Here is a 25445-nt window from a genome sequence, read left to right as displayed (position 1 = left end):
CGTGTCGTTGCATCACGGCAATCAGTTTGAAAGCGCAATGAAAATAGCCGACGACGATCAGCGTGCAGGCGACAACGGGGACCGGGATGCGCAGCGGGCGCTTCACCCGGCGGCCGTCATCGCTGATGCGCCTTCAGCCGTTTCCGTCGATGCCATGTTGCAGGCGGCGTTGACTCACCACAGCGCGGCGCGCGTCGCTGAGGCGTCGGCGCTTTATCAGCAAATCCTCACGGCGAGGCCCGATCACGCCGACGCATTGCATTTCGCCGGGCTCCTCGTCTGCGAGACAGGCGACATCGCCGCTGGCATCGAACGGGTGAAGCAGTCGATCCGGCTGCATCCCAACGCGATCTACTACAACAACTTCGGCAACACGCTGACCCGACAGCGCCGATACACCGAAGCGATCGCGGCCTATCGCGAGGCACTCGCGCGGAAGCCGGATTACGTCGAAGCGCACAGCAATCTCGGCAACGCACTACGCGAGGCGGGCGACTACGTCGCGGCCGTCGACAGTTGCGCGAATGCACTCGCACTCGCGCCGGATTACGCGGAAGCGTGGAACAACCTCGGCAACGCATTCAAGGACGACGGTAACGACGACGCTGCGCTGAAAAGCTTCACGAAGGCGCTCAGCCTGCGACCGGACTACGCGGAAGCGCACAACAACCTCGGCAACGTGTACGAGAAGCAGAGCCGCGTCGCCGAAGCGACCGACTGCTACCGCCGGGCGATCGCGCTGAAGCCGGGCATCGCGTCGATGCATAACAACCTCGGCAACGTCCTGCGCGATCAGGGTTTTCTCGTCGATGCCGCAACAAGTTTTCGCCAGGCTATCGCGCTCGACGCCGATCTGCTCGCCGCCCGCAGCAATCTGCTGCTGCAACTCAACTTCATGCCGCAGGTGCCGCACGCGGAACAGATCGCCGAAGCGCGCCGTTTCGGCGAACGACAGATCGCACGCGCGCGCCAGCTGACGCACGCCGCACCACGAGCCGCGGATGCAGGGCGTCGTCTGAAAGTCGGCTTTGTTTCGGGCGATCTGAAGGCGCATCCCGTCGGTTTCTTTCTGGAAAACGTTATCGCGCAGATCGATACCGCGCAGGTCGAACTGGTCGCCTGGGTGACGCAGCGGCAGGAAGACGCGACAACGGCGCGTCTCAAGCCGCATTTCGTCGCGTGGCACTGCCTTGACGGATCCGACGACGAAACCGCCGCACGCCGGATCCGCGCCGACGGCATCGACATTCTGGTCGACCTGTCGGGGCATACGACGCACAACCGGCTGTCGATGTTCGCGTGGAAGCCCGCGCCAGTTCAGGTGAGCTGGCTCGGCTACTTCGCGACAACGGGCGTCGGCGCGATCGACTATATCCTCGGCGACCGGTATGTGCTGCAGGCGCATGAAGCGTCGCACTTCGTCGAACGCGCGTGGCGTCTGCCCGACAGCTATCTGTGCTTCACGCCGCCGACGCCCGAAATCCCACTCGGTCCACGGCCGATGTCGACGAGCGGCGCGGTGACGTTCGGCTGCTTCAATCACCTCGTGAAGCTGAACGACGCGGTCGTCGCGCTGTGGGCGCGCGTGCTACACGCAGTACCGGATTCGTGCCTCATCCTGAAGACGAAGCAGTTCGACGATCCTGTCGTCCAGCATGTGACTGGCGCGCGCTTCGCTGCGCATGGCATCGACACCGCACGTCTGACGCTCGAAGGGCAGTCGCCACGCGGCGAACTGCTCGCGACCTATAACCGTGTCGATATCGCCCTTGACCCGTATCCGTATCCCGGCGGCGTAACTACCGTCGAGGCGTTATGGATGGGCGTGCCGGTGCTCACGCGTCGCGGGGACCGGTTCCTGTCGCACGTCGGCGAAAGCATCCTGAACACGGTTGGCCTGCCGCAATGGATCGCCGCCGACGATGACGATTACGTCGCGAAAGCCGTCGCCTTTGCTACGGGTCATGATCATTTGAAGAACCTGAAAGCCGGTTTGCGCCAGCAACTTCTCGCCTCGCCGCTCTGTGATGCGCCGCGCTTTGCACGGAACCTCGACGCGGCATTCCGCGGCATGTGGCGGCAGTACGTCGCCGATGCACAGATGCGCGAGGCGCATTCACTCGCGAGAGCGGGCACACCATCCGCCATCGATCCACATCGAAATCCACTTGAGAACGTCCCGAATCACGCGGGACGCATTGCCCCATGAACGACTCCGGTAAACAGGGCTCGCCTGTGTCCGAAAGCGCACGCGCTCCAGGGCAACTCACGCCGACACCGCGGACGCTCGAACTCACGCTTGCTGAAGCGCTTGCGCATTTCCAGGCGGATCGTCTGGGCGAAGCGGAGGCACTCTATCGCCGGGCGCTCGCGCTCGATCCGGAGCACACCGACGCGATGCATCTGCTTGGCCTCGTCGCGAATCGTCAGGGGCAGTACGCGACGGCGTCCGAGCTGATCATGGCGGCGATCACGCGCAAGCCACAGGCGTTGTACTACTTCAACCTCGGCAACGTGATGCAGTCGAACAACCGGCCGGCTGCCGCAGCCGAGTGTTTTCGCCAGGCCATCGCGATGCAGCCGGATTACGTCGACGCCCACAACAATCTTGGCACCGTGCTGCGCCTTCTGAAGAAGCACGAAGCGGCGGTGCAGTCGTTCTGCAACGCGATCAATCTGGCGCCGGAGCACGCGCAGGCGTACAACAATCTCGCGAATACGCTGATGGAGCTCGGCGAACTCGACGCCGCCATCGAAGCGTATCGCAGCGCAATCGCGTTGCGTCCGGATTTCGCCGAGCCGCGCAGCAACCTGCTGTTCGCACTGAATTACCTCCCAGGCACGACGTCGCAGCAATACCTCGACGAAGTGCTTCGCTTCGCCGCGCAGATCTGCACGCAGGCGAAGCCGTGGAAGGACTGGCTCGTCGAACACGCGCCGCGCACGGCGCGTCCGCTGCGCGTTGGCATCGTGTCGGGTGATTTGAAGAAGCATCCGGTCGGTTATTTCCTGGAGAGCGTCGTGGCCGAACTCGATCCGTCGCGGATCGAGCTCATCGCGTATCCCACGCGCGCCCTGGAAGACGAACTGACCGCGCGTATCAAGCCGCGTTTCAGCGCGTGGACGAATCTTGCGGGCATGAGCGACGAAGCCGCCGCACAGCGCATCCGTAACGATCGCATCGACGTCCTCCTCGACGGATCCGGTCATACGATCTACAACCGCCTGCCGCTGTTCGCGTGGAAGCCTGCGCCGGTGCAGGTGAGCTGGCCGGGTTTTTTTGCGAGTACGGGGCTGCAGACGATCGATTACGTCCTGGGCGACCGTCACGTGCTGCCGGTCGAAGAAGAATCGCATTTCGTCGAAAAGCCGTGGCGCCTGCCGGACAGCTATCTGTGCTTCACGCCGCCGCAAGATGACGCGAAGGTCGACCCACTGCCGATGCTGGCGAACGGCTACGTTACCTACGGCTGTTTTGGCCAGTTGACGAAGATCACCGACCACGTTGTTGCGCTGTGGGCGCGCCTGCTGCATGCCGTGCCGCATTCGCGGCTGTTCCTGAAGGCCGAACAGCTCGGCACCGCGCACGTGTATGAGACGACGTTGCGTCGCTTCGCCGCGCATCGCATCGATGCCTCGCGTCTGATCCTCGAAGGTCGCTCGCCGCGCGCTGAGTATCTGGACGCGTACAACCGCGTCGATATTGCACTCAGCCCGTTCCCGTATCCCGGCGGCACGACGACCGCCGAAGCGCTGTGGATGGGCGTGCCGGTGCTGTGCCGTCGCGGCGACCGTTTCCTGTCGCACATCTGCGAGAGTTTCTTGCATTCGGCCGGTCTCGAAACATGGATTGCCGCCGACGACGAAGACTATCTGGCACGCGCCATCGCCTTTGCGGTTGACCCCGAAAGCCTCGGCGCGCTGCGTGCGGGCCTGCGTGAACAGTCCGTTGCGTCGCCCCTGTGCGATGCGCCGCGTTTTGCCCGGAATCTCGAGGCCGCCTTGCATGGCATGTGGGCGCAACACCTAACCGCTGTCATGGAGGTCGCAGAATGAATAACCAGTCCGCCCTGATTACAGGCGGCGCCGGCTTCGTCGGCTCGCACCTGTGCGATCGCCTGGTCGCGTCGGGCTATGACGTGATGTGCGTCGATAACTTTCACACGGGCAGCAAGCAGAACATCCAGCATCTGATCGGTCGCGTGAACTTCGAGCTGATCCGTCACGACGTATGGCTGCCGCTCTACGTGGAAGCGGATCGCGTGTTCAACATGGCGTGTCCGGCGAGCCCGGTGCACTACCAGAGCGATCCGGTCTCGACCGTGAAGACGGCTGTGCTCGGCGCGATCAACATGCTCGGGCTCGCGAAGCGCTGCAACGCGCGCATCCTGCAGGCCTCGACAAGCGAAGTCTACGGCGACGCGCAGCAGCATCCGCAGCAGGAGAGCTACTGGGGCAACGTGAACCCGACCGGCCCGCGCGCCTGTTACGACGAAGGCAAGCGCTGCGCCGAAACGCTCTTTTTCGATTACCACCGCCAGCACGGCGTCGATATCCGCGTCGTGCGGATTTTCAACACGTATGGCCCGCGTATGCGTCCCGATGACGGACGCGTCGTGTCGAACTTCATCATGCAGGCGCTGCGCGGCGACCCGATCACGCTGTACGGCGACGGCAGCCAGACCCGCTCGTTCTGCTATGTCGACGATCTCGTCGAAGGTCTGCTCCGGATGATGGATCAGGACGAGGAAGCGGGTCCGATCAATATCGGCAACCCTTCTGAAATCACGATCCGGGATCTCGCGGAAACGGTGCTGCGGCTGACCGGTTCGAAGAGCCGCATCGAGTATCGTCCGCTGCCGCAGGACGATCCCATTCAACGACGGCCCGACATCACGAAGGCACGCCAGCATCTCGACTGGCAACCTGGCGTCGGTCTGGAAGACGGTCTGAAAGAAACGATCGCGTACTTTAAAAACCTGGTGAAATCATGAGTCTTGATCTTGTGGGGACGACCTGTCCCGTTTGCGCCAACTCGGTCGCGGCGCGCTTCTTTCCGGCAGGCGATCAGACACTGGCGACGCTCGCGTGGCCCGCATCGGCTGAGGCTGCACGCGCCCTGCCGCGTCACGCGCAGGATTTCGTGCAATGCCCGTCGTGCTCGCATGTCTGGAACCACAAGTTCCACTACGACGCGATTCCGTATGAAAGCAACCCGAACCGCATGTTCAACAGCGGCGGCATCTGGAAGGGCCACCTCGCCGATACGCGCGACGTGCTGCTGGATCATCTGCCGGCGGCGCCGCTCGTCGTCGAGATCGGTTGTGGCGAAGGACACTTCGTGCGCGGTCTCGCGCAGGCGCGCGCAGCGGGTCGCTTTATCGGCTTCGATCCGAACGCAAGCCCGGAGACGGGGAAGGGCGTCGAGTTTCACGCGCGTCTGTTCGATCCGCTCGTCGACATGAACGCGTTCGCGCCGGATGCGGTCGTGATCCGTCACGTCCTGGAACATCTCACCGAACCGGCGAAGCTGATCGAGCAGCTCGCATGGGGCGCAGCCACGCAAGGCGCGGAAGGTAAGGATTGCTGGCTGTTCGCCGAAGTGCCATGTATCGATCGTGTCTTCGAAACGAACCGTCTCGCCGATTTCTTCTACGAACATGTGTCGCACTTCACGACGGAATCGTTCCGCACGCTGATGTCGCGCGCGGGTGAGATCGTCGTGCTTGAACATGGTTACGACGGCGAAGTCGTCTACGCGCTCGTGAAGCTCGGCGTGCCGGCGCATGCGCGTGAGCGAGCCGAAGCCGCGACGCGCTTTGCCGCGCGCACGGTCGAGAGCCGCGAGACGATCGCACAGCAACTGTCTGGCCTCGCGGCATCGGGCAAGCGCGTCGCGATCTGGGGTGGCACAGGCAAGGCCGCGGCCTTCATTCACCAGTTCGGCGCGGATGCAGCGCGCTTTCCGCTCGTCGTGGATTCCGATCCGCACAAGGCAGGCACCTACGTGCCCGGCACCGGCCAGAAGATCGAGTTCCGCGACGTGCTGAAGACGGGCGGTGTCGACGTCATCGTGATCCCGACGCAATGGCGCGCACGCGACATCATCGCGGAAATGTCGCGGGAAGGCATTGCCGCGCAGAGCGTGATGATCGAGCACAACGGCGCGCTGGTCGACTTCGGCGCGGAAGCGCATCCGTATTGATTGAACCTGGCGGCGCATGACCGCGTCGCCCTTCTCTGCTGTGACTGGCCCGGAATCATGCAAAACAATCCCTCACTCCTCGCGAAAGCGCTTGCGCATCACCAGGCGGGCCAGCTGGCCGAAGCGCGGGCGCTCTATGCGCAGATTTTGCAGGCCGAGCCGGGCAATCCGGACGCGCTGCACTTTCTGGGGCTGCTGGCGTGTCAGCTCAGCCAGCACGACGCGGGTCTTGCGCTGATCGAGCAGTCGATCGCGGCGCATCCAAACCCGATCTACTACAACAACTTCGGCAACATGTTGCGTGAGAAGGGCCGGCTTGCTGAAGCGATCGGCGGCTATCGTCAGGCGGTCGCGCTCAAGCCAGACTATCCGGAGGCGCACAACAACCTCGGAAACGCGCTGCGCGAAGCGAAGCAGCCTGACGCGTCGATGCAGAGTTGTGCGCAGGCGATCGCGCTGCGCCCTGGATACCCCGAGGCGTACAACAACCTCGGCAACGCGTTGCAGGACATGGGCGAACTCGATGCGGCCGCGGCGAGCTACAGCAAGGCAATCGGATTCCGCGCCGACTATGCTGAAGCCCATAACAATCTCGCCAACGTGCTGCGCGCGCAGGACAAACCGGATGAAGCGATCGCGAGCTATCGCACGGCGGTGGCGCTCAAGCCGGATCTGCGGATCGCGCATCACAGTCTGGGTCTGCTGCTGAAAGCGCGTGGCGAACCGGAGGAAGCGATCAGGAGCCTGCGCCACGCGCTGGATCCAACCGACGCAGACGCGCACAACAGCATCGGCACCGTATTGCGCGATATCGGCGATCTGGACGCTGCGCTCACGCACTTCGACACGGCGATCGCGCTGAAGCCCGACTTCGCGGAAGCGCATTGCAACCGCGGCAGCGTGCTGCGGCGCCAGAGCCGGTTCGAGGAATCGGCGGAAAGCTGCATTCGCGCGATCGAACTCGCGCCGACGCTCGCCGAGGCTTACAACAGTCTCGGCATCGCGTACTACGGTCTCGACAGGCTCGAAGCGGCGACGCTGAGCCACCAGCACGCGATCGAGCTCGACCCGAACAACGCGGACGCGTATCACAACCTCGGCGTTGTTCTTCTGAAGCACGACAAGCCTTACGAAGCGCTGGAAAGCTGCCACAAGGCGCTTCAACTCGCCGAGGTCTCGGCGCCGATGTACATCAGTCTCGGCGACATCCTGCGGGCGCTTGGCGATCTCGACGGCGCGATCGATGCCTACCTCAAGGCGCTGCCGCTCGATCCCGATCCGGTCCAGACATACAACCGCCTGCTGTTCAGTCTGGCGGGTTCCGCGAAGTTTGATGCCGACGCGTACCTGAAGCATGCGCGCCGCTTCGGCGAACTGATGTCGATGGGCGTGAAGCCGTATCCGCACACACCATCGCATGACGGCTCGCGACTGCGCGTCGGCATCGTGTCGGGCGATCTGCGTGCGCACCCGGCGGGTATTTTCCTGGAAAGTGTCTTCAGATATGTGAACCCGGCGCGTGTGGAGTTGATCGCTTATGCGACCTACACGCTCGAGGACGAAGTCACCGCGCGTCTCAAGCCGCACTTCAGCACATGGCGTGTGCTCGACGGACTGAAGACGGAAGAAGCGGCGCGCGTGATTCGCGACGATCGCATCGACGTGCTGGTCGACCTGTCGGGCCACACGGCTTACACAGGATTGCCGATTTTCGCGTGGAAGCCGGCGCCGGTTCAGGTGAGCTACCTCGGGTTTTTCGCGTCGACGGGAAGCGAATCGATCGACTACTTCCTCGGCGACCGCTACGTTCTGCCGCCAGGCGAGGAAGCGCAGTTCGTCGAGAAACCGTGGCGCCTGCCCGACAGCTACCTGTGCTTCACGCCGCCCGTCGACGAAGTGAAGGTCGGCCCGCTGCCGATGCTGTCGAATGGCGGCGCCGTGACGTTCGGCTGCTTCGGCAAGCTGATGAAGGTCAGCGACGAAGTGGTCGCGCTGTGGTCGCGTCTGCTGCATGCGGTGCCGGAGTCGCGTCTCTTCCTGAAGTCGCACGGGCTCGACGCGAAGGGTGCGCAGATCACCACGCTCAAGCGGTTCGCGAAGCACGGTATCGATTCATCGCGGCTGATTCTTGAAGGCGCTTCCGCGCGCGCGGAATATCTGGCGACATACAACCGCGTCGATATCGTGTTGAGTCCGTTTCCCTATCCAGGCGGCACTACAACCGCCGAGGGTTTGTGGATGGGCGCGCCGGTGCTTTGCATGAAGGGTGACCGGTTTCTCACGCACATCTGCGAAAGCCTGCTGCAGACAGCGGATCTTGCCGACTGGATCGCCGTCGACGAAGAAGACTATCTCGCCAAAGCCGTTGCCTTCGCATCCGACCCGTCGAAGCTGGCCGCCATGCGCGCGAGCCTTCGCGAGCACGTGCTGGCGTCGCCCCTGTGTGACGCGCCGCGCTTCGCGAAGAATCTCGAAGACGCCTTTCACGGTATGTGGGCGCGCTATGTTGCAAGCGTCGGGGTATGACACGCCATGTTGATTGATCCTCTTATGCAGAACAATGCCTCATTACTCGCGACGGCGCTTGCGCATCACCAGGCAGGGGAACTGGCCGAAGCGCGGGCGCTCTATGCGCAGATTCTGCAGGCCGAGCCGGCTAATCCGGACGCGCTGCATTTTCTGGGACTCCTCGCGTGCCAGCTAGGCCAGCACGACGCAGGCCTCGCGCTGATCGAGCAGTCGATCACGGCGCATCCGAATTCGATTTACTACAACAATTTCGGCAACATGCTGCGTGAGAAAGGTCGCGTTGCCGAAGCGATCGGCGGATACCAGCAGGCCGTCGCGCTATCGCCCGCATACGCCGAGGCCTGGAACAACCTGGGCAACGCGCTGCGGGAAGCAAAGCAGCCGGACGCGTCGATGCAAAGCTGCGCGCAGGCAATCGCGCTGCGTCCCGGTTACGCCGAGGCGTATAACAACCTCGGCAATGCACTGCTCGACATGGGCGATCTCGACGCGGCCGCGGCGAGCTACAGCAAGGCGATCGGATTCCGCCCGGATTACGCCGAGGCGCACAACAACCTCGGCAACGTGCTGCGCGAGCAGGATAGACCCGACGAGGCGATCGCCAGTTTTCGCACGGCGGTCGCGCTCAAGCCTGATCTGCGGATGGCACATCAGAGTCTGGGTCTGATGCTCAGAGCGCGCGGCGAGATGGACGAGGCGGTCGCGAGCCTGCGCTGCGCGCTGGACCCACATGACGCATCGGCTCAGAACAGCATCGGCGTTGTGCTGCACAACATCGGCAATCTGGATGCCGCACTGGTGCACTTCGACGCAGCGATTGCGCTGAAGCCGGACTTCGCGGAAGCACACTGCAATCGGGGCGACGTGTTGCGACGCCAGAACCGGTTCGAGGAATCGGTGGAGAGCTGCGTCCGGGCGATTGAACTTGAGCCGACGTTCGCCGGCGCGTACAACATCCTTGGCACGGCGTACTTCGGTCTGAAGAAGTTCGAGGCGGCAATACTGAGCCACCAGCATGCGACCGAAATTGACCCGAAGAACGCCGACGCGTTTCACAATCTCGCGTGGGCGCATTTCGCCTATGGACAACACGCCGAAGCGCTGGTGAGCTGTCGCAAGGCGCTGTCGCTCGTGGACGACGACACCCGGATGTTCCTCACGCTCGGCGATATCCTGCGGGCATTGAGCGATCTCGATGGTGGGCTCGCCGCCTATCGCAAGGCGCTCGAACTCGATCCCGATGTGGAGAGCACCTATCACGGGCTGATTTTCAGCGCATCAAGCTCCGGAGGTTGTTCCGCGGAGAAGCTGCTTGAGGATGCGCGCCAGTACGGCCAGTGGGCGTCTGCGCGGGCGAAGCCTTATCGTCATTCCGCGCGGCGTGCGCGTGGTCCGTTGCGCGTCGGGTTCGTTTCCGGCGATCTGAAGGCCCACCCGGTCGCCGCTTTTCTGGAAAGCATCGTTGCGCAGGTCGACCCCGCGCGCGTCGAGTTGCTGGCGTACGCGACGCAACCGGCCGAGGACGACATGACGGCGCGCATGAAGCCGTACTTCGTCGCCTGGTGCGACGTGACAGGCATGACGGACGCGGCGGTGGCGCAGCGCGTCCACGCGGACGGTGTCGATATCCTGCTCGACCTGTCCGGCCATACGTCGCACAACCGGCTCTCCGTCTTCGCGTGGAAACCTGCGCCGGTGCAGGCGACCTGGCTCGGTTTCTTCGCGACGACGGGCATCGAAGCCATCGACTATATTCTCGGCGACCGTTACGTGCTGCCCGTAGACGAGGAAAATCACTTTGTCGAAAAGCCCTGGCGGCTGCCGGACAGTTACCTCTGCTTCACGCCGCCGCAACCGGAGATCGCGATCGGTCCGCTCCCGATGGTCGCGAACGGTGCTGTGACGTTCGGCTGCCTGAACAACATCGGGAAGATCGGCGATCGCGTGGTCGCGCTCTGGTCACGCGTGCTGCACGCGGTGCCCGATTCGCGTCTGTTGCTGAAGGCGCCGCAACTCGATCAGATGATTTTGCGCACCGGAATCACGGCGCGTTTCGCGAACCACGGTATTGCGGCCGAGCGTCTGATTCTGGTGGGACGCACGACACGCGACGCACATCTCGACACGTTCAATCTCGTCGATATCGCGCTCGATCCTTTCCCGTATCCGGGCGGAACGACGAGCGCCGAAGGGTTGTGGATGGGTGTGCCGGTGCTGACGCGGCGCGGCGACCGGTTTCTGTCCCACGTCGGGGAAAGCATTGTGAACGCGGCAGGTCTGCCGGATTGGGTTGCGAACGACGATGATGAATACGTGGCGAAGGCAACGGCGTTTGCCTCTGACCGCGAACGCTTAGGCGCATTGCGCGCCAGCCTGCGCGAGCGGGTTTTGGCATCGCCGCTGTGCGATGCGCCGCGTTTCGCGCGCCATCTTGAAGATGCGTTCGAGGCAATGTGGAATACGTACGCCGCAAACGCGTCGGCTGCCTGACTGAAACCGGCACAGTCGCGACGAAAAAAAAGCCGCATCGCTGCGGCTTTTTGAAACAACTCAAAGATCCCACATTTGTCATGTGATGTTGGTTGTATTCCCCCCGTTTTTATTCTTCGCGCCGTCCGGTCACGGCGGTTCCTGCTTTAAAGCATGCCGGTCGCGTGATACAGGCTGACCGATTCAATGCGCTGGATTGCCTCGCTGTGTTGCGTTGCGAGCCGGTCCCGTCCTGCTTTCGCCTGCTCGGTGACCGCGATGTCGATGCGCTGGATCGTACGAATCTTTTCCAGCGCCTCCGGCGTTTGCGTGGGGCTCAGCGACATCAGGAGCGGAGAGCGTTCTTCAACGAGCGCGGTCGCGCGCAACCAGTCACCCTTAGCGGCCGCAGCTTCGATTGCCTGGCTCAGGCCGAGTGCGCGGTCCAGCGAATCGTTTGTCATACGTTCCATTCCTGATGTCAGCGCAGTTGCGCCTTACTTGTTGGTCGCGAGCGTACCTGCGCTGCTCGAACCGCCGAAGAGCTGCGTGAGGTACTGCGTGTTGCTCTGCATTTGCGTCATCAGCGTGTTGAGCGCCGTGAACTGTGCGTTGTACTGGCTCGTCAGCGTGTTCTGATAATCCGTCAGCGCCGTCGCCTGGTCCGCCAGCTTGGACAGGTCGGAGTTCAGGCTTGCCGTGCGCTGATCGAGCGTGCCGCTCGACTGGACATACGTGTTGACGAAGGTGTTCAGCGTCTGGCCGATGCCGTTCGTGGTGTTGAACAACGCTGCCACGGTGCTGCTGTTGCTTGTCAGCGCGGTCTGAAGTTTTGTCGAGTCGGCTACCAGCGTGCCGTCCGGCTTCAGATCAATACCGATCGCCGACAGGCTGTACGTCTTGCCACCCGTTGTCACGCCACTGCTGATCTGGGTACCCAGACCGTTGTTGATCTGGTTGAGCATTGCATCGCCGAGCAGCGGACCGGCCTGGGACCCCGCAGCCGCGGTGGAATCGTACGACGAATAGCTCTTGGCCGTCGTGATGTAGTTGTTGTAGGCGCTAACGAAGTTGGTGATCGCCGTCGCGGTCGATGCCGTATCGGCCGCGATCGTCACCGTTTGCGGCGTACCGATGGCCGCGGCGGTCAGGTTCAGCGTGACGCCAGTCAGCGCGCCCGTGACGGTGTTGCTTGCGCTGGTAATGTTGTTGCCGTCGATGCTGAACTGTGCGTCCTGTCCAGCCGTCACCTGCGTGTAGCCCGTCGAATTCAGCTTTGAATTGAGGCTGCCGCCGGCGGTCACCGAGACGGTGTTGGCCGCGCCCGTTTGTGTCGACGACACGACCAGATGCTGGCCGTCCGCCGCCGTGATGACCGATGCGGTCACGCCCGGATTGCTGGCCGACGTGTTGATCGACGAGGCGATGTCCGAAAGCGACTGGCCCGACGTCACGTTCACCGACATCGTGCCGGTGCTGCCGAGTCCGATGGTCAGGGTGCCAGCGCCAATGGTGTCGCTGCTCGTGAAGGCCTGTGACGAAATCTTGTTGGCCGTCGCGATTTTCGTCACGTTGACCGTATAGTTGCCCGCGGCTGCGCCGGTCGTCGTCGTCGCGGTGATCGCGCTGCTGCTGACGGTCGCGGTGAGCTTTGACAATGCGGTGCCGTCTGAAAGACCGCTCAGCGCGGTTTGCAGTGACGCAAGTGCGGATTTGATCGCGCCGACCGCGGACAGTTCGAGATTGTCGGTCGCCTTCTTGTTCGTGATCGTTACATTTTGACCTGCCGTTTTCGCGGTCACGAGAGCCGACACAAGCGTGCTGACATCGAGTGTCGATTTGGTCGAGCCGCTGATGATGGACTGTGCCGCCGAAGCAAGCAGACTGCTTACGTCGGTTGAAGATGAGGACGCCGTCGTGGTCATGCGGATGCTCCGTTCATCGATACGAAAAAAGTCACGTCAAAAATGCTGCTACGTAAAAATGCGTTGTGGGAGGCATGCCTCCCACCGGTCCTGCCTGTATTCCTTGCGGGACTCACGTACGGCTGTAACTCCCGCAATGCGGCGCCGTGTAGCACGCCGCGCTTCAATCAGTCTTACTGGAGAAGCTTCAGAACTTGCTGCGGCAGCGAGTTCGCTTGAGCCAGCACCGAGATACCAGCTTGTTGCAGCACTTGAGCCTTCGACAGGTTCGCCGTTTCCTCAGCGAAGTTCGCGTCGGTGATCTGCGAACGTGCTGCGCTCATGTTCGTCGCTTGCGTGGTCGTCGTCGTGATGGCGGCCGTCATCGTGTTTTGCGTTGCGCCGAGCGTTGCCTGGAAGGTATTGACGCTTGCCAGTGCCGTGTCGATCAGGCCCATTGCCGTCTGTGCCGACGCTGCCGTCGAAACGCTCAGGGCGTTCACGCCGAGACCCGTTGCATTCCACACCGTCGCGCCGAACGAAGCCGTGATCTGCTGGCCTGCGAACGCGCCGATCTGGAACGTGACGCTACCTGCGTTCGACAACACTGCCTTGCCGTTGAACGTCGTTTGCGTAGCAACGCGCGTGATTTCCGTCAGACGTGCCTGCACTTCCGAGTCCAGGTTGCTCAGCGCATTCGAATCCAGCGAGCCGTCGCCTGCTTCCACTGCCAGCTGGCGGATACGTTGCAGGTTGTCGACCGTCGATTGCAGCGCGCCGTTGGTGGTTTGCACCATCGACACCGCGTTGTTCGCGTTTGCTGCACCCTGGGTCAGCGCGTTGATCGACGCCGTTTGCGACGTTGCAATCGCGTTACCCGCTGCATCGTCAGCAGCCGTGTTGATGCGCTTGCCCGACGACAGACGGTTGATGGCTTGCGACAGAGCGCTTTGCGAGCCCGTCAGATTGTTCTGAGCGGTCAGCGAAAAAATGTTGGTGTTGATATTCAGCATTTGCTTCCTCGTTTGGAAAACGCCATGTGTTATTAGGCTGGTTCGGGTTCGGCGTAGCGCGTTTGACGAGTGGCGCTGCCCGCCTTTCCTGGTTGTCGGCGGCCCGGGAACAAAACTTTAGGGGCTGGAGAGAAAAGAGGGAGGGAACGGAGCGGTTTATGGCCGCCCGAAAACCCGGAGAGCGGCTCCCTGTGCGGATCCGCGAGGCAGCGTATCCTTGTTGATCCAGATGCACTTGCCTGCGGAGAAGTCATGCAAAAACGCCATATTGGGACGTCGCAGCTACAGGTGGCGCCGCTCGTTTTCGGCGGAAACGTGTTCGGCTGGTCCGCCAATGAGGCCACTTCGTACTCGATTCTCGATGCCTTCGTCGACGCTGGGCTCGACTTCATCGATACCGCCGACGTCTATTCGGCCTGGGTCCCGGGGCACCACGGCGGCGAGTCTGAAACCATCATTGGCAAGTGGCTGAAACAGGGCGGACGGCGCGACAAGGTCGTGCTCGCGACCAAGGTGGGCATGCTGGGCACGCGAAAAGGCCTGTCAGGCGGCAACATCCAGGCGGCAGTCGAAGATTCGCTGCGCCGCCTTCAAACTGATTACATCGACGTCTATTTTTCGCATCTTGACGACGCGGAGACGCCGCTCGCCGAGACGCTCGGCGCCTATCAACGGCTGATCGAGGCGGGCAAGGTGCGGGTGGTCGGCGCGTCAAACTACAGTGGCGCACGCGTCGAGGAAGCGCTGACCATCGCGCAGCAGAACGGTTTGCCGAGGTATCAGCTGCTCCAGCCCGAGTACAACCTGTATGATCGCGCACCGTACGAAAGCGAAATCGAGCCGGTTGCGCTGGCGCACCGGCTGGGCGTCGTGACGTATTACAGCCTCGCGAGCGGCTTTCTGTCGGGCAAATACCGTTCGAAGGCGGATCTCGGGAAAAGCAGCGCCCGCGGCAGCCGGGTCGAAAAATACCTGGACGAACGCGGCCTGGGGATACTGAAGGCGCTCGACGAAGTCGCTGGCCGGCACGACAGCACGCCGGCTACGATAGCACTGGCCTGGCTGATTGCGCGTCCGGGCGTGACGGCGCCGATCGCGAGCGCAACATCGGTCGAACAGCTGAAAAGCCTTGTTGCGGCAGTCCATTTGACGCTCAGCGACGCTGATATCCGTCGGCTGAACGACGCAAGTGCCTGAGCCGACTCGCTAAAGTGGTGGTGGGCACGAGTTTTTCCTGATATCATCGGGAGTGAATTGAGATCTTTGCCTGTTTCGTGGTCGATTTGTGGTTGAACGTCGGCGGTGAACCGGGCATCAGGCGCGGCGCTGCATGGTCCGTCTGCCCGCGTTCTCGCGGTGAACTCCCCACCTCTCTTTTCCGGCCTCCGTGGCCGCTTTGCCTCTCGTTTTCGTCCATGGTTTCGTTTGCCTGTTATTGGCCATGAATCGAAACGACCGGAGTGCCGGCGCGTGAGCGGGTTGCCGCCACGCAATTAACCGTATCAAGCGATTTAGTTAGGAATTACATGACGACGATTCTTCTGAAAGAAAACGAGCCGTTCGAAGTGGCGATTCGCCGCTTTCGTCGCGCAATCGAAAAGAATGGCCTGATCGCCGAACTGCGTGAACGCCAATCGTACGAAAAGCCGACGACGGCACGTAAGCGCAAGAAGGCCGCTGCTGTGAAGCGCCTGCACAAGCGTCTGCGTAGCCAGCAACTGCCGAAAAAGCTGCACTAAGCACGCTTTTACGCACGGCCAGACGGCGGCGTAGCTTCGAAAGAAGCTACGCCGCCGTTTTCATTTGGGCGGTGTGGGCTGGACAGGTGAAGCAGCGATCGGATGACCGCAGCGCGTGGATGTGCGCAGCGCGCGCGATAAACCCCTGTTCCGGTCTGATCCGCGGCGGCCTGACCTTATGCCGCAGTTTTGACGCGTTCGGCGGACAGGCCGAACTGCCTCGCAATCGAGACCAGACGCTCCTGCCATTCCCACGTGCCAAATACGTCATGCACGTTTTGCAGGCAACTGAGCAATTCGACCGTGGTCGCGTCATAGATGTTGAGGCGCGCGCGCAGCAATGCCTTCTTGAGCGCGGAGACGCCTACGTCCATGTAGGCTGGCACGTCGCGTGGGTTCTTGCCGATATAGCGGACAGGAACACCTTCCATCGCCGTCATATAGTCGCGCGGCTTGATGAAGTTGCCGACGGGACATCCGCCGCAGTTACCCCGATACGCGCCGCCGCCGTGTGGCAGTAGCGCCGCACGCCCCTGGCCGAACAGATGGCCGACGGCCTGGTCGAATATCTCCTGATGTGTCAGGAAGTTCAGGCTTTTCATGGTGAATCTCCTCTGTGCAGCGCACAGCGGTCGTTTGTTATTTGAAGGTGTTACTGGTCCTGCTCTTAAATATAACGACTGAAATCGGTAAAAATGTAGCGGATTGGTGCGGTAGCGCGCAATTTTGACATATCGCTTCGCTGCGCGCAGTGAAGCCGGGCGCCGCCCATGCTTCGCGGGACGCGGTGAGTCGGCCCCCGCCGCGGGCGGTGGCGGGCGTGCGGAGTGCTCGTGCCCCAGTCGCAGAGAGCGTTGTGGGAACGCTGATAGCGCTTCCCGGGCGGCAAACCTGCCTTCTATCCCGCCTTCCGGTTGCGTCCCTTTTTGCCAAGCGCGGCGCAGGTCGCCCGGCATTCGCATGTTCGCTCGTGGTCGTTCACCATGCCGACAGCCTGCATGAACGCATAGCAGATCGTCGTGCCGACGAACTTGCAGCCATACGCCTTGAGCCCCTTGCTGAGGGCGTCGGAAATATCCGTCGAAGCCGGTGCTTCCTTATACGTCGCCCAGTTGTTCTGGATTGGTGTCTGGTCGACGAATGACCACACGAAGTTTGCCAGCGAGCCATGCTCCGCCTGGATCTGCTGGACGGCACGCGCATTGGTGACCACGGACTCGAGCTTGCCCCGATGGCGGACGATGCTGGCGTCGAGCAGCAACGCCTCAATGTGTTTCGGTGTGAAGCGAGCCACCGCGTCGACGTCGAAATCCGCGAACGCGCGACGATATCCCGCCCGCTTGTTGAGGATTGTCGACCACGAAAGGCCGGCCTGTGCGCCTTCCAGGACGAGCAGCTCGAACAGATGCCGGTCGTCACGCGACGGCACGCCCCATTCCGCGTCGTGATATTGCGCTAGCGCTTCCGTCGCTGCCCAGTTGCATCGTTGTGTCACTTTCTCACTCCCGCCTGTTTGAGTGGCCTGTCCTGCCCTGATCCCGCCCGGCAAGAATAGCTGAACGGGCGCGCGCCGCCACCTGGCCGAACGGCAGATTGCCGGATCGGATTGAACCCGATAGGCTCTCCACCATCCTTCTCATTCGACTGTATTCGATGATTCCAGCTCTTTTCCTGATCGGTATCGACGGCGGCGGTTCCGGCACCCGTCTTGTACTCGGCGATTTTCATGGTGTAGAACTCGCGCAGGCTGCAGCGGGCCCTTCTGGCCTTGGCCTTGGCGTCGCGCGCGCCTGGCAGGCTATCGAGGCGGGTTGTCGCGATGCATTCGCCAAGGCCGGGCTCGAACTGGACTGGTCACGGTGCGTTCTGGGATGCGGTCTGGCCGGCGTGAATAATCGCGACTGGCTTGCGGCGTTTCACGAGCACGCGCCACAACTGGCGGGACTTGCTGTTGAAAGCGATGCGTACACGACGCTCCTCGGCGCGCACGGCGGCGCGCATGGTGTCGTTGTCGCGCTCGGAACAGGCAGCGTGGCTGCTGCGGCCGACGGCGACGGACCGTGGCGCATTGCGAGCGGCTACGGCTTTCCATCCGGCGACGAGGCGAGCGGCGCCTGGCTTGGCTTGCATGCGATCGTCTACGCCCAGCAGGCGCTCGATGGGCGGGTGCCACATGATGGTTTCGCGCAGGCGCTGCTCGCCCGGGTTGATGCGCAGGAGCGCGACAGTCTGATCGTCTGGCTTTGCGCGGCCAATCAGACTGCCTACGCGAGTCTTGCCCCAGTGGTGCTCCAGCATCGCGAGCATCCGTTTGCCGCGCGCCTGCTTGCCGAGGCCGGCACGGAGATCGCGAAGATGATCGACGCGCTCGATCCCAGCGGTGCATTGCCCGTTGCGCTGTGCGGCGGGTTGGGCGAGCCGTTGCAGCCGTACGTGCCTGCCTCGCATCGCGAGCGCCTTCGCACGCCCCTTGCCGATTCGGCGCACGGCGCATTGCAGCTCGCCCAGATCGAAGCTCGGCGGATTACCGCCAAAACGGGTGACGAGTCGAGTCGCGGGCCTTCAGGGCGCTAAAATACGGGCTTTGAAGCTGCGGCCCTGCCCACGACATGTACAAAGTCATTGCCACCGATCTCGACGGAACCCTGCTCAACAGTGATCACCAGGTTGACCCGTTCACTGTTTCCACGGTGCGCGCGCTCGAAGCGCAGGGGCTCCACTTCGTCATCGCGACGGGCCGCCATTATTCCGACGTGGCCGGTATTCGCGATGTGCTCGGCATCAAGCCCTATCTGGTGACATCGAACGGCGCGCGGGTGCATGCCCCAGACAACACACTGATGTACGCGCGCGATCTTTCGCCCGATATTGTCCGGCGCCTCATCGAGCCGCAGATTGTCGGCGAGCATGGGCGGGTGATCGTCAATCTGTTTGCCGATCAGGAGTGGCTGATCGACCGCGATGCGCCTCAGCTGCTGCGCTTTCATCAGGATTCAGGGTTTTCGTACGAGGTGATGGATCTGCGAGAGCACGACGGCAACGACATTGCGAAGGTGCTCTATATCGGCGATCCGGCCGATCTCGCGCAGGTCTCGGCGAATCTCAAACGCGAATTCGGCGAGGCGCTGTATGTCACCTACTCTCTGCCTGACTGTCTCGAGGTGATGGCTTCGAACGTATCGAAAGGCACGGCGCTGCGTGTGGTGCTGGAGTGCCTTGGAGTCGACCCGGCGCGCTGTGTCGCGTTCGGCGACAACATGAACGACATCGACCTGCTGGAAACAGCCGGCTATCCGTTCATGATGAACAACGCCAATCCGGACCTCATCACGCGCCTGCCGAATGTGCCACGCATCGGGAATAACTTCGAGGCGGGTGTCGCGCATCATCTGCGCAAACTTTTTGCGATCGACGATGAGCTGACGTCGTAAAGGACGATGCGGCGTTGCGAAGAAGATCAACCCACCTCGCGAGTGGCCGGCTTCGTTAGCCGCATGAAGGCGATGGACTGGCGATCAACGTGCCGCACGCCACCTGCCTCGCGGTACCGAACACGGAATATCAGCTGAAGAGGTGACGCGCGAATATCAGCGCGTCACCTGCCCGATGACCAACGACCGAAGTCCGTGGTCCGCACGAACTTCACGCACTTCGGTCACGGGCGTGCTGCGATCCATCAACCATGCCAGCCGTAGCCGCGGTCGCCACGGGCGTCCCAGCCGCCACGATCGCCGCGGCCATGGTCGTCGTGGTCCCAGCGCTGCGGCCCGCGATCGCGGTCACGTTCGTGCCAGCCGCCGCGATCCCAGCCCGGACGGTCATACCCGGGGCGGTCATACACTGGTTGAGGCGCGGCGTAGACCGGTGCCGGGCGCACATACACTGGAGCCGGGACGCCGAGCGAAAGTCCGATGCTCAGATCCGTGTGCGCCTGGGCGATGCCGCAGGTCCCGGCCGCAAGGCCCGCAGCAACAAGCAGATGAGTAACGATGCGCTTCATGTTGTTCTCCTGTCTCGCGACATGTTTGTCGCACAGGTTCAATCTACGCATCGCAGGACGATCGTGCTGCGACCAGATGTTACCGAGTGAAAGCATCGATTCAGCTGCGCGCGCGGGGCTTCAGCGCCGGTTCGCCGCATGAAAATCGCCCTGTGAAACCCGGCCGTAACGCCACAACCGGTGTGCGATGCGGCCATGCAGCGGTCGCGTCGGCTGGGCTGATCGAAAAATGCGGAAGCGTCGCGAGTGGCAGTAAGCCGTTCTTACACTTGTGGCATTCGTTAATATTTCGCGCCGCCAGCCACGCCCCACCATCCGCGACCGCCATCGCCCACCGGCCAGTCTCTCGTCTAGCTCAACGCTTCCACACTCCGCGCCGCCTCACGCTCACGCGCGATGACCGGATAAACCAGACCGGCAATCACGGCACCCAGAACCGGTGCGATCCAGAAGAGCCACAACTGGTCGACCGCGCCGCCGCCCACGAACAGCGCCGGGCCCGTCGATCGTGCCGGATTGACTGACGTGTTCGTGACCGGAATCGAGATCAGATGGATAAGCGTCAGGCACAGGCCAATGGCGATCGGTGCGAAACCCGCCGGTGCACGCCGGTCGGTCGCGCCGAGAATCACAAACAGGAAGAAGCCGGTCATCACCACTTCGCAGATAAACGCTGCGAGCATCGAATAGTGGCCCGGCGAACGCGCGTCGTATCCGTTGCTGGCGAAGCCTCCCGCGACAAGATCGAAGCCCGGTTTGCCTGACGCGATCAACGACAGCACGAACGCGCCGAGCACCGCCCCGATCACCTGCGCCACGATGTACGGCACGAGATCGCGGGCCGGGAAACGGCCGGCGACCGTGAGGCCGATGCTCACGGCCGGGTTCAGATGGCATCCGGAAATATGGCCAATCGCATAGGCCATCGTCAGAACCGTGAGCCCGAAGGCGAGCGAAACGCCCACGTAGCCAATACCGAGACCCTGCTCGGGACCTGCGAGACTCGCAGCCAGGACGGCACTGCCGCACCCTCCGAGCACGAGCCAGAACGTGCCGAAGGTCTCGGCAGCGATGCGTCGCGACAAATGCATATGCGTATTCCTTTAAAGTTCGACAGCCATTGCGGCATCGCGAAATACGCAATGCGCGCTCAAGTGGCGGATTTTAGGCAAACGCACCAGACGCCGTTGTCAAGAATTGTCAATTCCGACGAAATGCCCGCGATTATTTCGCGATAAAGATCCATGCAATTTAACTTCGCTTGAGACTTAATAATTATCAGATGATTTCCCGATAAGCAGGTCTATTGCGCATTGCGAATTTCGTTATTTACAGCTAATCTCCGACCAAATGATTGCCGCGATAAGGGAGAGACCAGAATGTCATCACAATACGCAGACCTCAAGGTTCAGATAGCGCGGCTTCAGGCGCAGGCCGAAGAGGCGCGCCGCACGGAACTCGTCAACGTGATCGCCGAGATCCGTCACAAGATCGTCGAATATGGGCTTACCGCACAGGATCTGGGATTCGCCGCCGCCGCCCGGCGCGGCCGGCCGCCCAAAAAGGCGCCGCTGCCGCCGCGCTATCAGGATCCAAAAACAGGCAGTACCTGGAGTGGGCGCGGCAAGCCGCCAAAATGGATCGCGGGAAAGAACCGCGAGCGCTTTCTGATCGGGTAGTAATCGCCGCATCACATCGAAAGCTTTTTGAAGGAAATCGCGCTCGCTAAACCATTGCTTGATACGTCTGTTCACGCCAATAAAAAAGCCGCCTTTCAAGGCGGCTTTTTGTCGATGCGGAAATGAACCGCCTGATTCGCGCTCTTCGCAAACGATTCACATAGACGATTCATCCCACATTAGCGTATCGACCGCTGATGCCGGTCAGCCAGCCGCCACCCTGCGCAGCATCGGCCGGCGCGTCGCTTCCAGAAGCGTCGTATATCCATCGACATAATTCTGCGCCATCGTCTCAGCGCTGAAGCGGCGTTCGAACTGCGCGCGGATTTCGCTGCGCGACAACTCATCGATGCGTTGAAGCGCGGCGACCGCACCCTGCACGTCCTCGCAGACGTAGCCGGTCACGCCGTGGTCGATCACCTCGGGCACCGAGCCGCGGTTGAACGCGATCACCGGCGTGCCGCACGCCATCGCCTCGATCATCACGAGACCAAACGGCTCCGACCAGTCGATCGGGAACAGCAGCGCCTTCGCACCCGAAAGGAACTCGGGCTTCTGCGCCTCGTTGATCTCACCGACGAATTCGACGTGCGCCTGCGACAGCAGCGGCTCGATCTCCGTCTTGAAGTATTCCTGGTCGGCCTTGTCCACCTTGGCGGCGATCTTCAGCGGCAGACCGCTTTGGGCAGCGATCCTGATGGCTGTATCGACGCGCTTCTCGGGGCAGATACGGCCGAGGAACGCCAGATATTCAGGCTTCTTGTGCGCCTGCGGTGTCAGCAGCTGCGCCGGCAGGCCGTGATAGATGGTGTTGAGCCAGTTCGCCTGCGGCAACGGCTGACGCTGCGAATTCGAGATCGAAACGACCGGCGCGTCCGAAAACGCGTCGAACACCGGCTGAAGCTCCGGCAGATCGAGGCGGCCGTGCAGCGTCGTGACGAACGGTGTATCCATCGTCGAGAATAGCGGGAACGGCAGGTAGTCCAGGTGGAAGTGCAGCACGTCGAACTCATCAGCGACGCGGCTTACCTGTTCCATCATGAGCATGTGCGGCGCCATCGCGTCGCGCACGGTCGGATCGAGGCGCAGCGCGCGCGGCCAGCATGCTTCGAGATTTGCCGAGGTGACCGAATCGCCGCTCGCGAACAACGTGACGTCGTGGCCAAGGTCCACCAGCGCCTCGGTGAGGTAAGAGACAACACGCTCGGTACCACCGTAGAATTTCGGCGGGACAGCTTCGTAAAGCGGAGCGATTTGTGCGATTCGCATGCGGTTCTCCTTGTTCAGACGGCTTCGCACAACAGCGCTCGGGTGAGCGGGGCGAATGCCGGGTCGGACGGACTGCGTGGCGTCTTGTGGCCGCCGCGCGAGGGCTGCCCGAGCCGATCGGGTTATCCCTAAGGGCCATTATCGGGATCGGCCACAGCAATTCGAGCTATTTTTCAAACGCTTAATGTTGTTACAGCGCGATACAAGCGCTGTTACGGTTTCTCCTGTGGTGCGGGAAACCCAATGCCGACAATGACTTCCGCGAGATGGAAAGTCATGTCGCAGGGCAGCAGAACAGGCCGCATACGATGCACGACGCACTGTATAACGCGCGGTAAATCAGCCTGTCATCGCGCCCAGTCCTTCCCGCGCGCCATTCGTTGCGCCAGAAAATTCCCGCCGCGCCCGCCAGAACTCCGACTGATACAGAGCGTGTAGGAAAAATTCCTACACAAATAATGGACGTTTCTGTCACAACAATGGGCGGTCTGTCCGATTTCAGAACGCTTGTGCTTTCGCCACAATGATGTCAATGACCATAAACGGGCCGGTCGTGCGTTGTAGGCGCGCGCGATCGAGCAAACGTTTCCGCAACGGCCTGACCAGCCAGATCGAACCGGGGGAATCATGAGCGCCACTAGCGAAATGCTCAGTGAGATCAGAGAAGTAAACCTGTCCTACCTGCTGCTGGCCCAACGTCTTCTCCGCGAGGACAAACCCATGGGCATGTTCCGCATGGGCATCTCGGACCAGCTCGCCGATGTCCTCGCCAACCTGTCGCTTGCACAGACCGTCAAGCTGGCCGCTTCGAACCAGGTGCTTTGCCGCTTCCGGTTCGACGACCACGCAATTCTTTCGTCCCTCGCCGAAAAGGGCAAACAGGGCGTTGTCGCCCAGGCCCATTCCGCCATCCTGATGGCGAGCCAGCCGACCGAGCAGATCGGTTGACGCGTGCGTCGCTGTTATCAGAGGCCGGCCTTCAAGGCGCCGGCCTTCCCGGGGATCCGGCCGTCCCGGGCCGGCAAGGACGACAGAACGAGGGCGGATGGCAACTAAAAGCGTGATGACCGAAGTCAGGGAGATCACCCTGGCGATCGAACTGATCGAACTCGGTGCGCGGCTGCAGCTCCTCGAGGCGGAAACCAGCCTCTCGCGCGACCGGCTCATCAGGCTCTACAAGGAGCTCAAGGGCGCGTCGCCGCCCAAGGGCATGCTGCCTTTCTCGACCGACTGGTTCATGACCTGGCAGCCCAATATCCACTCATCGCTGTTCTTCAATATCTACCGGTTCATCAATCTGCAGGGCGGTTGCGACACGATCCAGTCGATCGTGAAAAGCTACCGGCTCTACATGGAGCACGTCCAGCTGCAGCAGGAGGAGGCCGTGCTGAGCCTCACGCGTGCGTGGACGCTGGTGCGTTTCTTCGACTCCGGCATGCTGCAGATGACGCCGTGTTCGCGCTGCCGCGGCCATTTTGTCGCACACGCGCACGATCCGCAGCAGGGTTTCGTCTGCGGGCTGTGCCAGCCGCCGTCGCGGGCGGGCAAGACCAGAAAGGCCGCGGAGGCGAAAGCCCGTCCGGCCGACCCTTCGATTCTCGCCGCCTGAAGCGTCGTTGACGTGTCGCCGGCGCGTCACCGACGCGCATCCCCGAGCCCATCTGGTTTACACCGGGCGCGCGGGACCCTTTTCCCCCAAAGTTTTCTGTCTGCGTGCCGTAAACCAGTTTAACGACGGTCTCCGTCGCTTCTTTGTGAGGGCTCGGCAGTGTTGATTTTCGTGGGAACACTCGTAACGCTGTTGTCCGTCTTCGGCGGCTATGCGCTGGAAGGCGGCCATCTTGGCGCGCTGTTGCAGCCCGTCGAAGTGCTGATGATCGCGGGAGCGGGGCTTGGTGCGTTCATTCTCGGCAACGGGGTGAAGACGATCAAGGCCACGATTCGCGTGATACCGACGCTCTTCAAAGGCGCCAAATACAACAAGGACGTCTACATGGAGCTGATGGCGCTCCTGTACGTGCTGCTCGCGAAAGCGCGCAAGGAAGGCACGCTGACGCTCGAAGCCGATATCGACGATCCGCAGAAAAGCCCGATCTTCACGCAGTACCCCAAGATCCTGGCGGATCCCCATATCGTCGAATTCCTCACCGACTACCTGCGTCTGATGGTGGGCGGCAACATGAACGCCTTCGAAATCGAAAGCCTCATGGACGAGGAAATCGAAACGCACCATCACGAAGGCGAGGCTCCGGCCCACGCGCTGATGAAGGTCGGCGACGCGATGCCGGCGTTCGGGATTGTCGCGGCGGTGATGGGCGTGGTGCACACGATGGCGTCCGCGGACAAGCCGCCGGCGATTCTCGGCGAGATGATCGCCCAGGCGCTGGTCGGCACCTTCCTCGGCATTCTGCTTTCGTACGGGCTCATCGGGCCGCTCGCGAGTCTCGCTGAACAGCGCGTGACCGAGTCGACCAAGATGTTCCAGTGCATCAAGGTGACGATTCTCGCCAGCCTGAATGGATATGCGCCGGCGATCGCCGTCGAGTTTGGCCGCAAGGTGCTCTTCTCGACCGAACGCCCGTCGTTCGTCGAACTGGAAGAACACGTGCGTCGCGTGAAGGCGAAGTAAGGCGACCCG

22 protein-coding genes are annotated in these 25445 nt (G+C 62.1%); 14 read left to right on the top strand and 8 right to left on the bottom strand.

What is annotated here, in order from left to right:
- Nucleotides 1-37: 37 nt before the first annotated feature.
- The 6 genes from P3T16_RS00790 to P3T16_RS00765 are packed head-to-tail and all read left to right on the top strand — an operon-like array spanning nt 38 to nt 11224.
- Complete coding sequence (locus tag P3T16_RS00790) at nt 38-2209, top strand: tetratricopeptide repeat protein (protein ID WP_429340818.1); 2172 nt, start codon at nt 38-40, stop codon at nt 2207-2209.
- Complete coding sequence (locus P3T16_RS00785; RefSeq protein ID WP_429340817.1) at nt 2206-4056, top strand: tetratricopeptide repeat protein; 1851 nt, start codon at nt 2206-2208, stop codon at nt 4054-4056. Before P3T16_RS00790 ends, P3T16_RS00785 begins: the two co-directional genes overlap by 4 nt.
- Nucleotides 4053-4994 carry a UDP-glucuronic acid decarboxylase family protein gene (locus tag P3T16_RS00780; RefSeq protein WP_429258348.1) on the top strand — a complete coding sequence of 314 codons (942 nt, stop codon included), beginning with the start codon at nt 4053-4055 and terminating at the stop codon, nt 4992-4994. The genes P3T16_RS00785 and P3T16_RS00780 overlap by 4 nt, the downstream gene beginning before the upstream one ends.
- Nucleotides 4991-6205 carry a class I SAM-dependent methyltransferase gene (locus P3T16_RS00775; RefSeq protein ID WP_429340816.1) on the top strand — a complete coding sequence of 405 codons (1215 nt, stop codon included), beginning with the start codon at nt 4991-4993 and terminating at the stop codon, nt 6203-6205. The genes P3T16_RS00780 and P3T16_RS00775 overlap by 4 nt, the downstream gene beginning before the upstream one ends.
- 57 nt (nt 6206-6262) lie before the next feature.
- Complete coding sequence (locus tag P3T16_RS00770) at nt 6263-8731, top strand: tetratricopeptide repeat protein (protein WP_429340815.1); 2469 nt, start codon at nt 6263-6265, stop codon at nt 8729-8731.
- Nucleotides 8732-8737: 6 nt separating this feature from the next.
- Complete coding sequence (locus P3T16_RS00765) at nt 8738-11224, top strand: tetratricopeptide repeat protein (protein ID WP_429340814.1); 2487 nt, start codon at nt 8738-8740, stop codon at nt 11222-11224.
- A gap of 146 nt (nt 11225-11370) precedes the next feature.
- On the opposite strand, the gene fliT is transcribed toward P3T16_RS00765, so the two are convergent.
- From fliT to P3T16_RS00750, 3 genes are all read right to left on the bottom strand, one after another.
- Nucleotides 11371-11667 carry a flagellar protein FliT gene (gene fliT / locus P3T16_RS00760; RefSeq protein ID WP_429340813.1) on the bottom strand — a complete coding sequence of 99 codons (297 nt, stop codon included), beginning with the start codon at nt 11665-11667 and terminating at the stop codon, nt 11371-11373.
- A 33-nt stretch (nt 11668-11700) separates the two neighbouring features.
- Entirely contained in the window at nt 11701-13128 is a 1428-nt protein-coding gene (gene fliD, locus P3T16_RS00755; RefSeq protein WP_429340812.1) for a flagellar filament capping protein FliD, read from the bottom strand.
- A gap of 173 nt (nt 13129-13301) precedes the next feature.
- Nucleotides 13302-14120 carry a flagellin domain-containing protein gene (locus tag P3T16_RS00750; RefSeq protein WP_429340811.1) on the bottom strand — a complete coding sequence of 273 codons (819 nt, stop codon included), beginning with the start codon at nt 14118-14120 and terminating at the stop codon, nt 13302-13304.
- Between the two features lie 252 nt (nt 14121-14372).
- Here P3T16_RS00750 and P3T16_RS00745 point away from each other — a divergent pair, with 252 nt between their 5' ends.
- On the top strand, nt 14373-15317 hold the full coding sequence (locus P3T16_RS00745; protein WP_429340810.1) for an aldo/keto reductase: 945 nt from the start codon (nt 14373-14375) through the stop codon (nt 15315-15317).
- 329 nt (nt 15318-15646) lie between these two features.
- Entirely contained in the window at nt 15647-15859 is a 213-nt protein-coding gene (gene rpsU / locus P3T16_RS00740) for a 30S ribosomal protein S21 (RefSeq protein WP_074262890.1), read from the top strand.
- A 176-nt stretch (nt 15860-16035) separates the two neighbouring features.
- On the opposite strand, the gene P3T16_RS00735 is transcribed toward rpsU, so the two are convergent.
- On the bottom strand, nt 16036-16461 hold the full coding sequence (locus tag P3T16_RS00735) for a hypothetical protein (protein ID WP_429258340.1): 426 nt from the start codon (nt 16459-16461) through the stop codon (nt 16036-16038).
- A gap of 296 nt (nt 16462-16757) precedes the next feature.
- Nucleotides 16758-17354, bottom strand: a complete 597-nt coding sequence (locus P3T16_RS00730; RefSeq protein WP_429258339.1) for a DNA-3-methyladenine glycosylase I — start codon at nt 17352-17354, stop codon at nt 16758-16760.
- Nucleotides 17355-17512: 158 nt separating this feature from the next.
- Here P3T16_RS00730 and P3T16_RS00725 point away from each other — a divergent pair, with 158 nt between their 5' ends.
- Nucleotides 17513-18433, top strand: coding sequence for a BadF/BadG/BcrA/BcrD ATPase family protein (locus P3T16_RS00725; protein WP_429340809.1), 921 nt, complete (start codon nt 17513-17515; stop codon nt 18431-18433).
- A gap of 35 nt (nt 18434-18468) precedes the next feature.
- Nucleotides 18469-19290 carry a Cof-type HAD-IIB family hydrolase gene (locus P3T16_RS00720; RefSeq protein WP_429340808.1) on the top strand — a complete coding sequence of 274 codons (822 nt, stop codon included), beginning with the start codon at nt 18469-18471 and terminating at the stop codon, nt 19288-19290.
- A gap of 245 nt (nt 19291-19535) precedes the next feature.
- Here P3T16_RS00720 and P3T16_RS00715 read toward each other — a convergent pair whose 3' ends face one another.
- Together P3T16_RS00715 and aqpZ are read right to left on the bottom strand one after the other, a co-directional pair.
- Nucleotides 19536-19859, bottom strand: a complete 324-nt coding sequence (locus P3T16_RS00715; protein WP_429340807.1) for a PXPV repeat protein — start codon at nt 19857-19859, stop codon at nt 19536-19538.
- Nucleotides 19860-20209: 350 nt separating this feature from the next.
- The gene (gene aqpZ, locus P3T16_RS00710) at nt 20210-20950 is read right to left on the bottom strand and encodes an aquaporin Z (protein WP_429340806.1); all 741 of its coding nucleotides are present in this window, start codon (nt 20948-20950) and stop codon (nt 20210-20212) included.
- 288 nt (nt 20951-21238) lie between these two features.
- Here aqpZ and P3T16_RS00705 point away from each other — a divergent pair, with 288 nt between their 5' ends.
- Nucleotides 21239-21538: an H-NS histone family protein gene (locus tag P3T16_RS00705; RefSeq protein WP_429258334.1), complete on the top strand. Its 300-nt coding sequence runs from the start codon at nt 21239-21241 to the stop codon at nt 21536-21538.
- A gap of 204 nt (nt 21539-21742) precedes the next feature.
- On the opposite strand, the gene P3T16_RS00700 is transcribed toward P3T16_RS00705, so the two are convergent.
- Entirely contained in the window at nt 21743-22807 is a 1065-nt protein-coding gene (locus P3T16_RS00700; protein ID WP_429340805.1) for a glycosyltransferase family 4 protein, read from the bottom strand.
- Nucleotides 22808-23434: 627 nt separating this feature from the next.
- Between P3T16_RS00700 and flhD the strand changes: the two genes are divergently transcribed.
- The 3 genes from flhD to motA all read left to right on the top strand — a co-directional run bounded on the left by flhD (nt 23435) and on the right by motA (nt 25436).
- Nucleotides 23435-23755: a flagellar transcriptional regulator FlhD gene (gene flhD / locus P3T16_RS00695; protein WP_429258332.1), complete on the top strand. Its 321-nt coding sequence runs from the start codon at nt 23435-23437 to the stop codon at nt 23753-23755.
- 97 nt (nt 23756-23852) lie between these two features.
- Nucleotides 23853-24416 carry a flagellar transcriptional regulator FlhC gene (gene flhC, locus P3T16_RS00690; protein ID WP_429340804.1) on the top strand — a complete coding sequence of 188 codons (564 nt, stop codon included), beginning with the start codon at nt 23853-23855 and terminating at the stop codon, nt 24414-24416.
- A gap of 159 nt (nt 24417-24575) precedes the next feature.
- A complete protein-coding gene (motA, locus tag P3T16_RS00685) occupies nt 24576-25436 on the top strand; it encodes a flagellar motor stator protein MotA (RefSeq protein ID WP_429258330.1) in 861 nt (286 codons plus the stop codon).
- The last annotated feature ends 9 nt before the right edge of the window (nt 25437-25445 follow it).

This window comes from Paraburkholderia sp. GAS42, from assembly GCF_050436565.1.
GTDB lineage: Bacteria > Pseudomonadota > Gammaproteobacteria > Burkholderiales > Burkholderiaceae > Paraburkholderia.
Note: the sequence above shows the minus strand (reverse complement) of the source record. Positions and strands in the feature narration are given on the sequence as shown.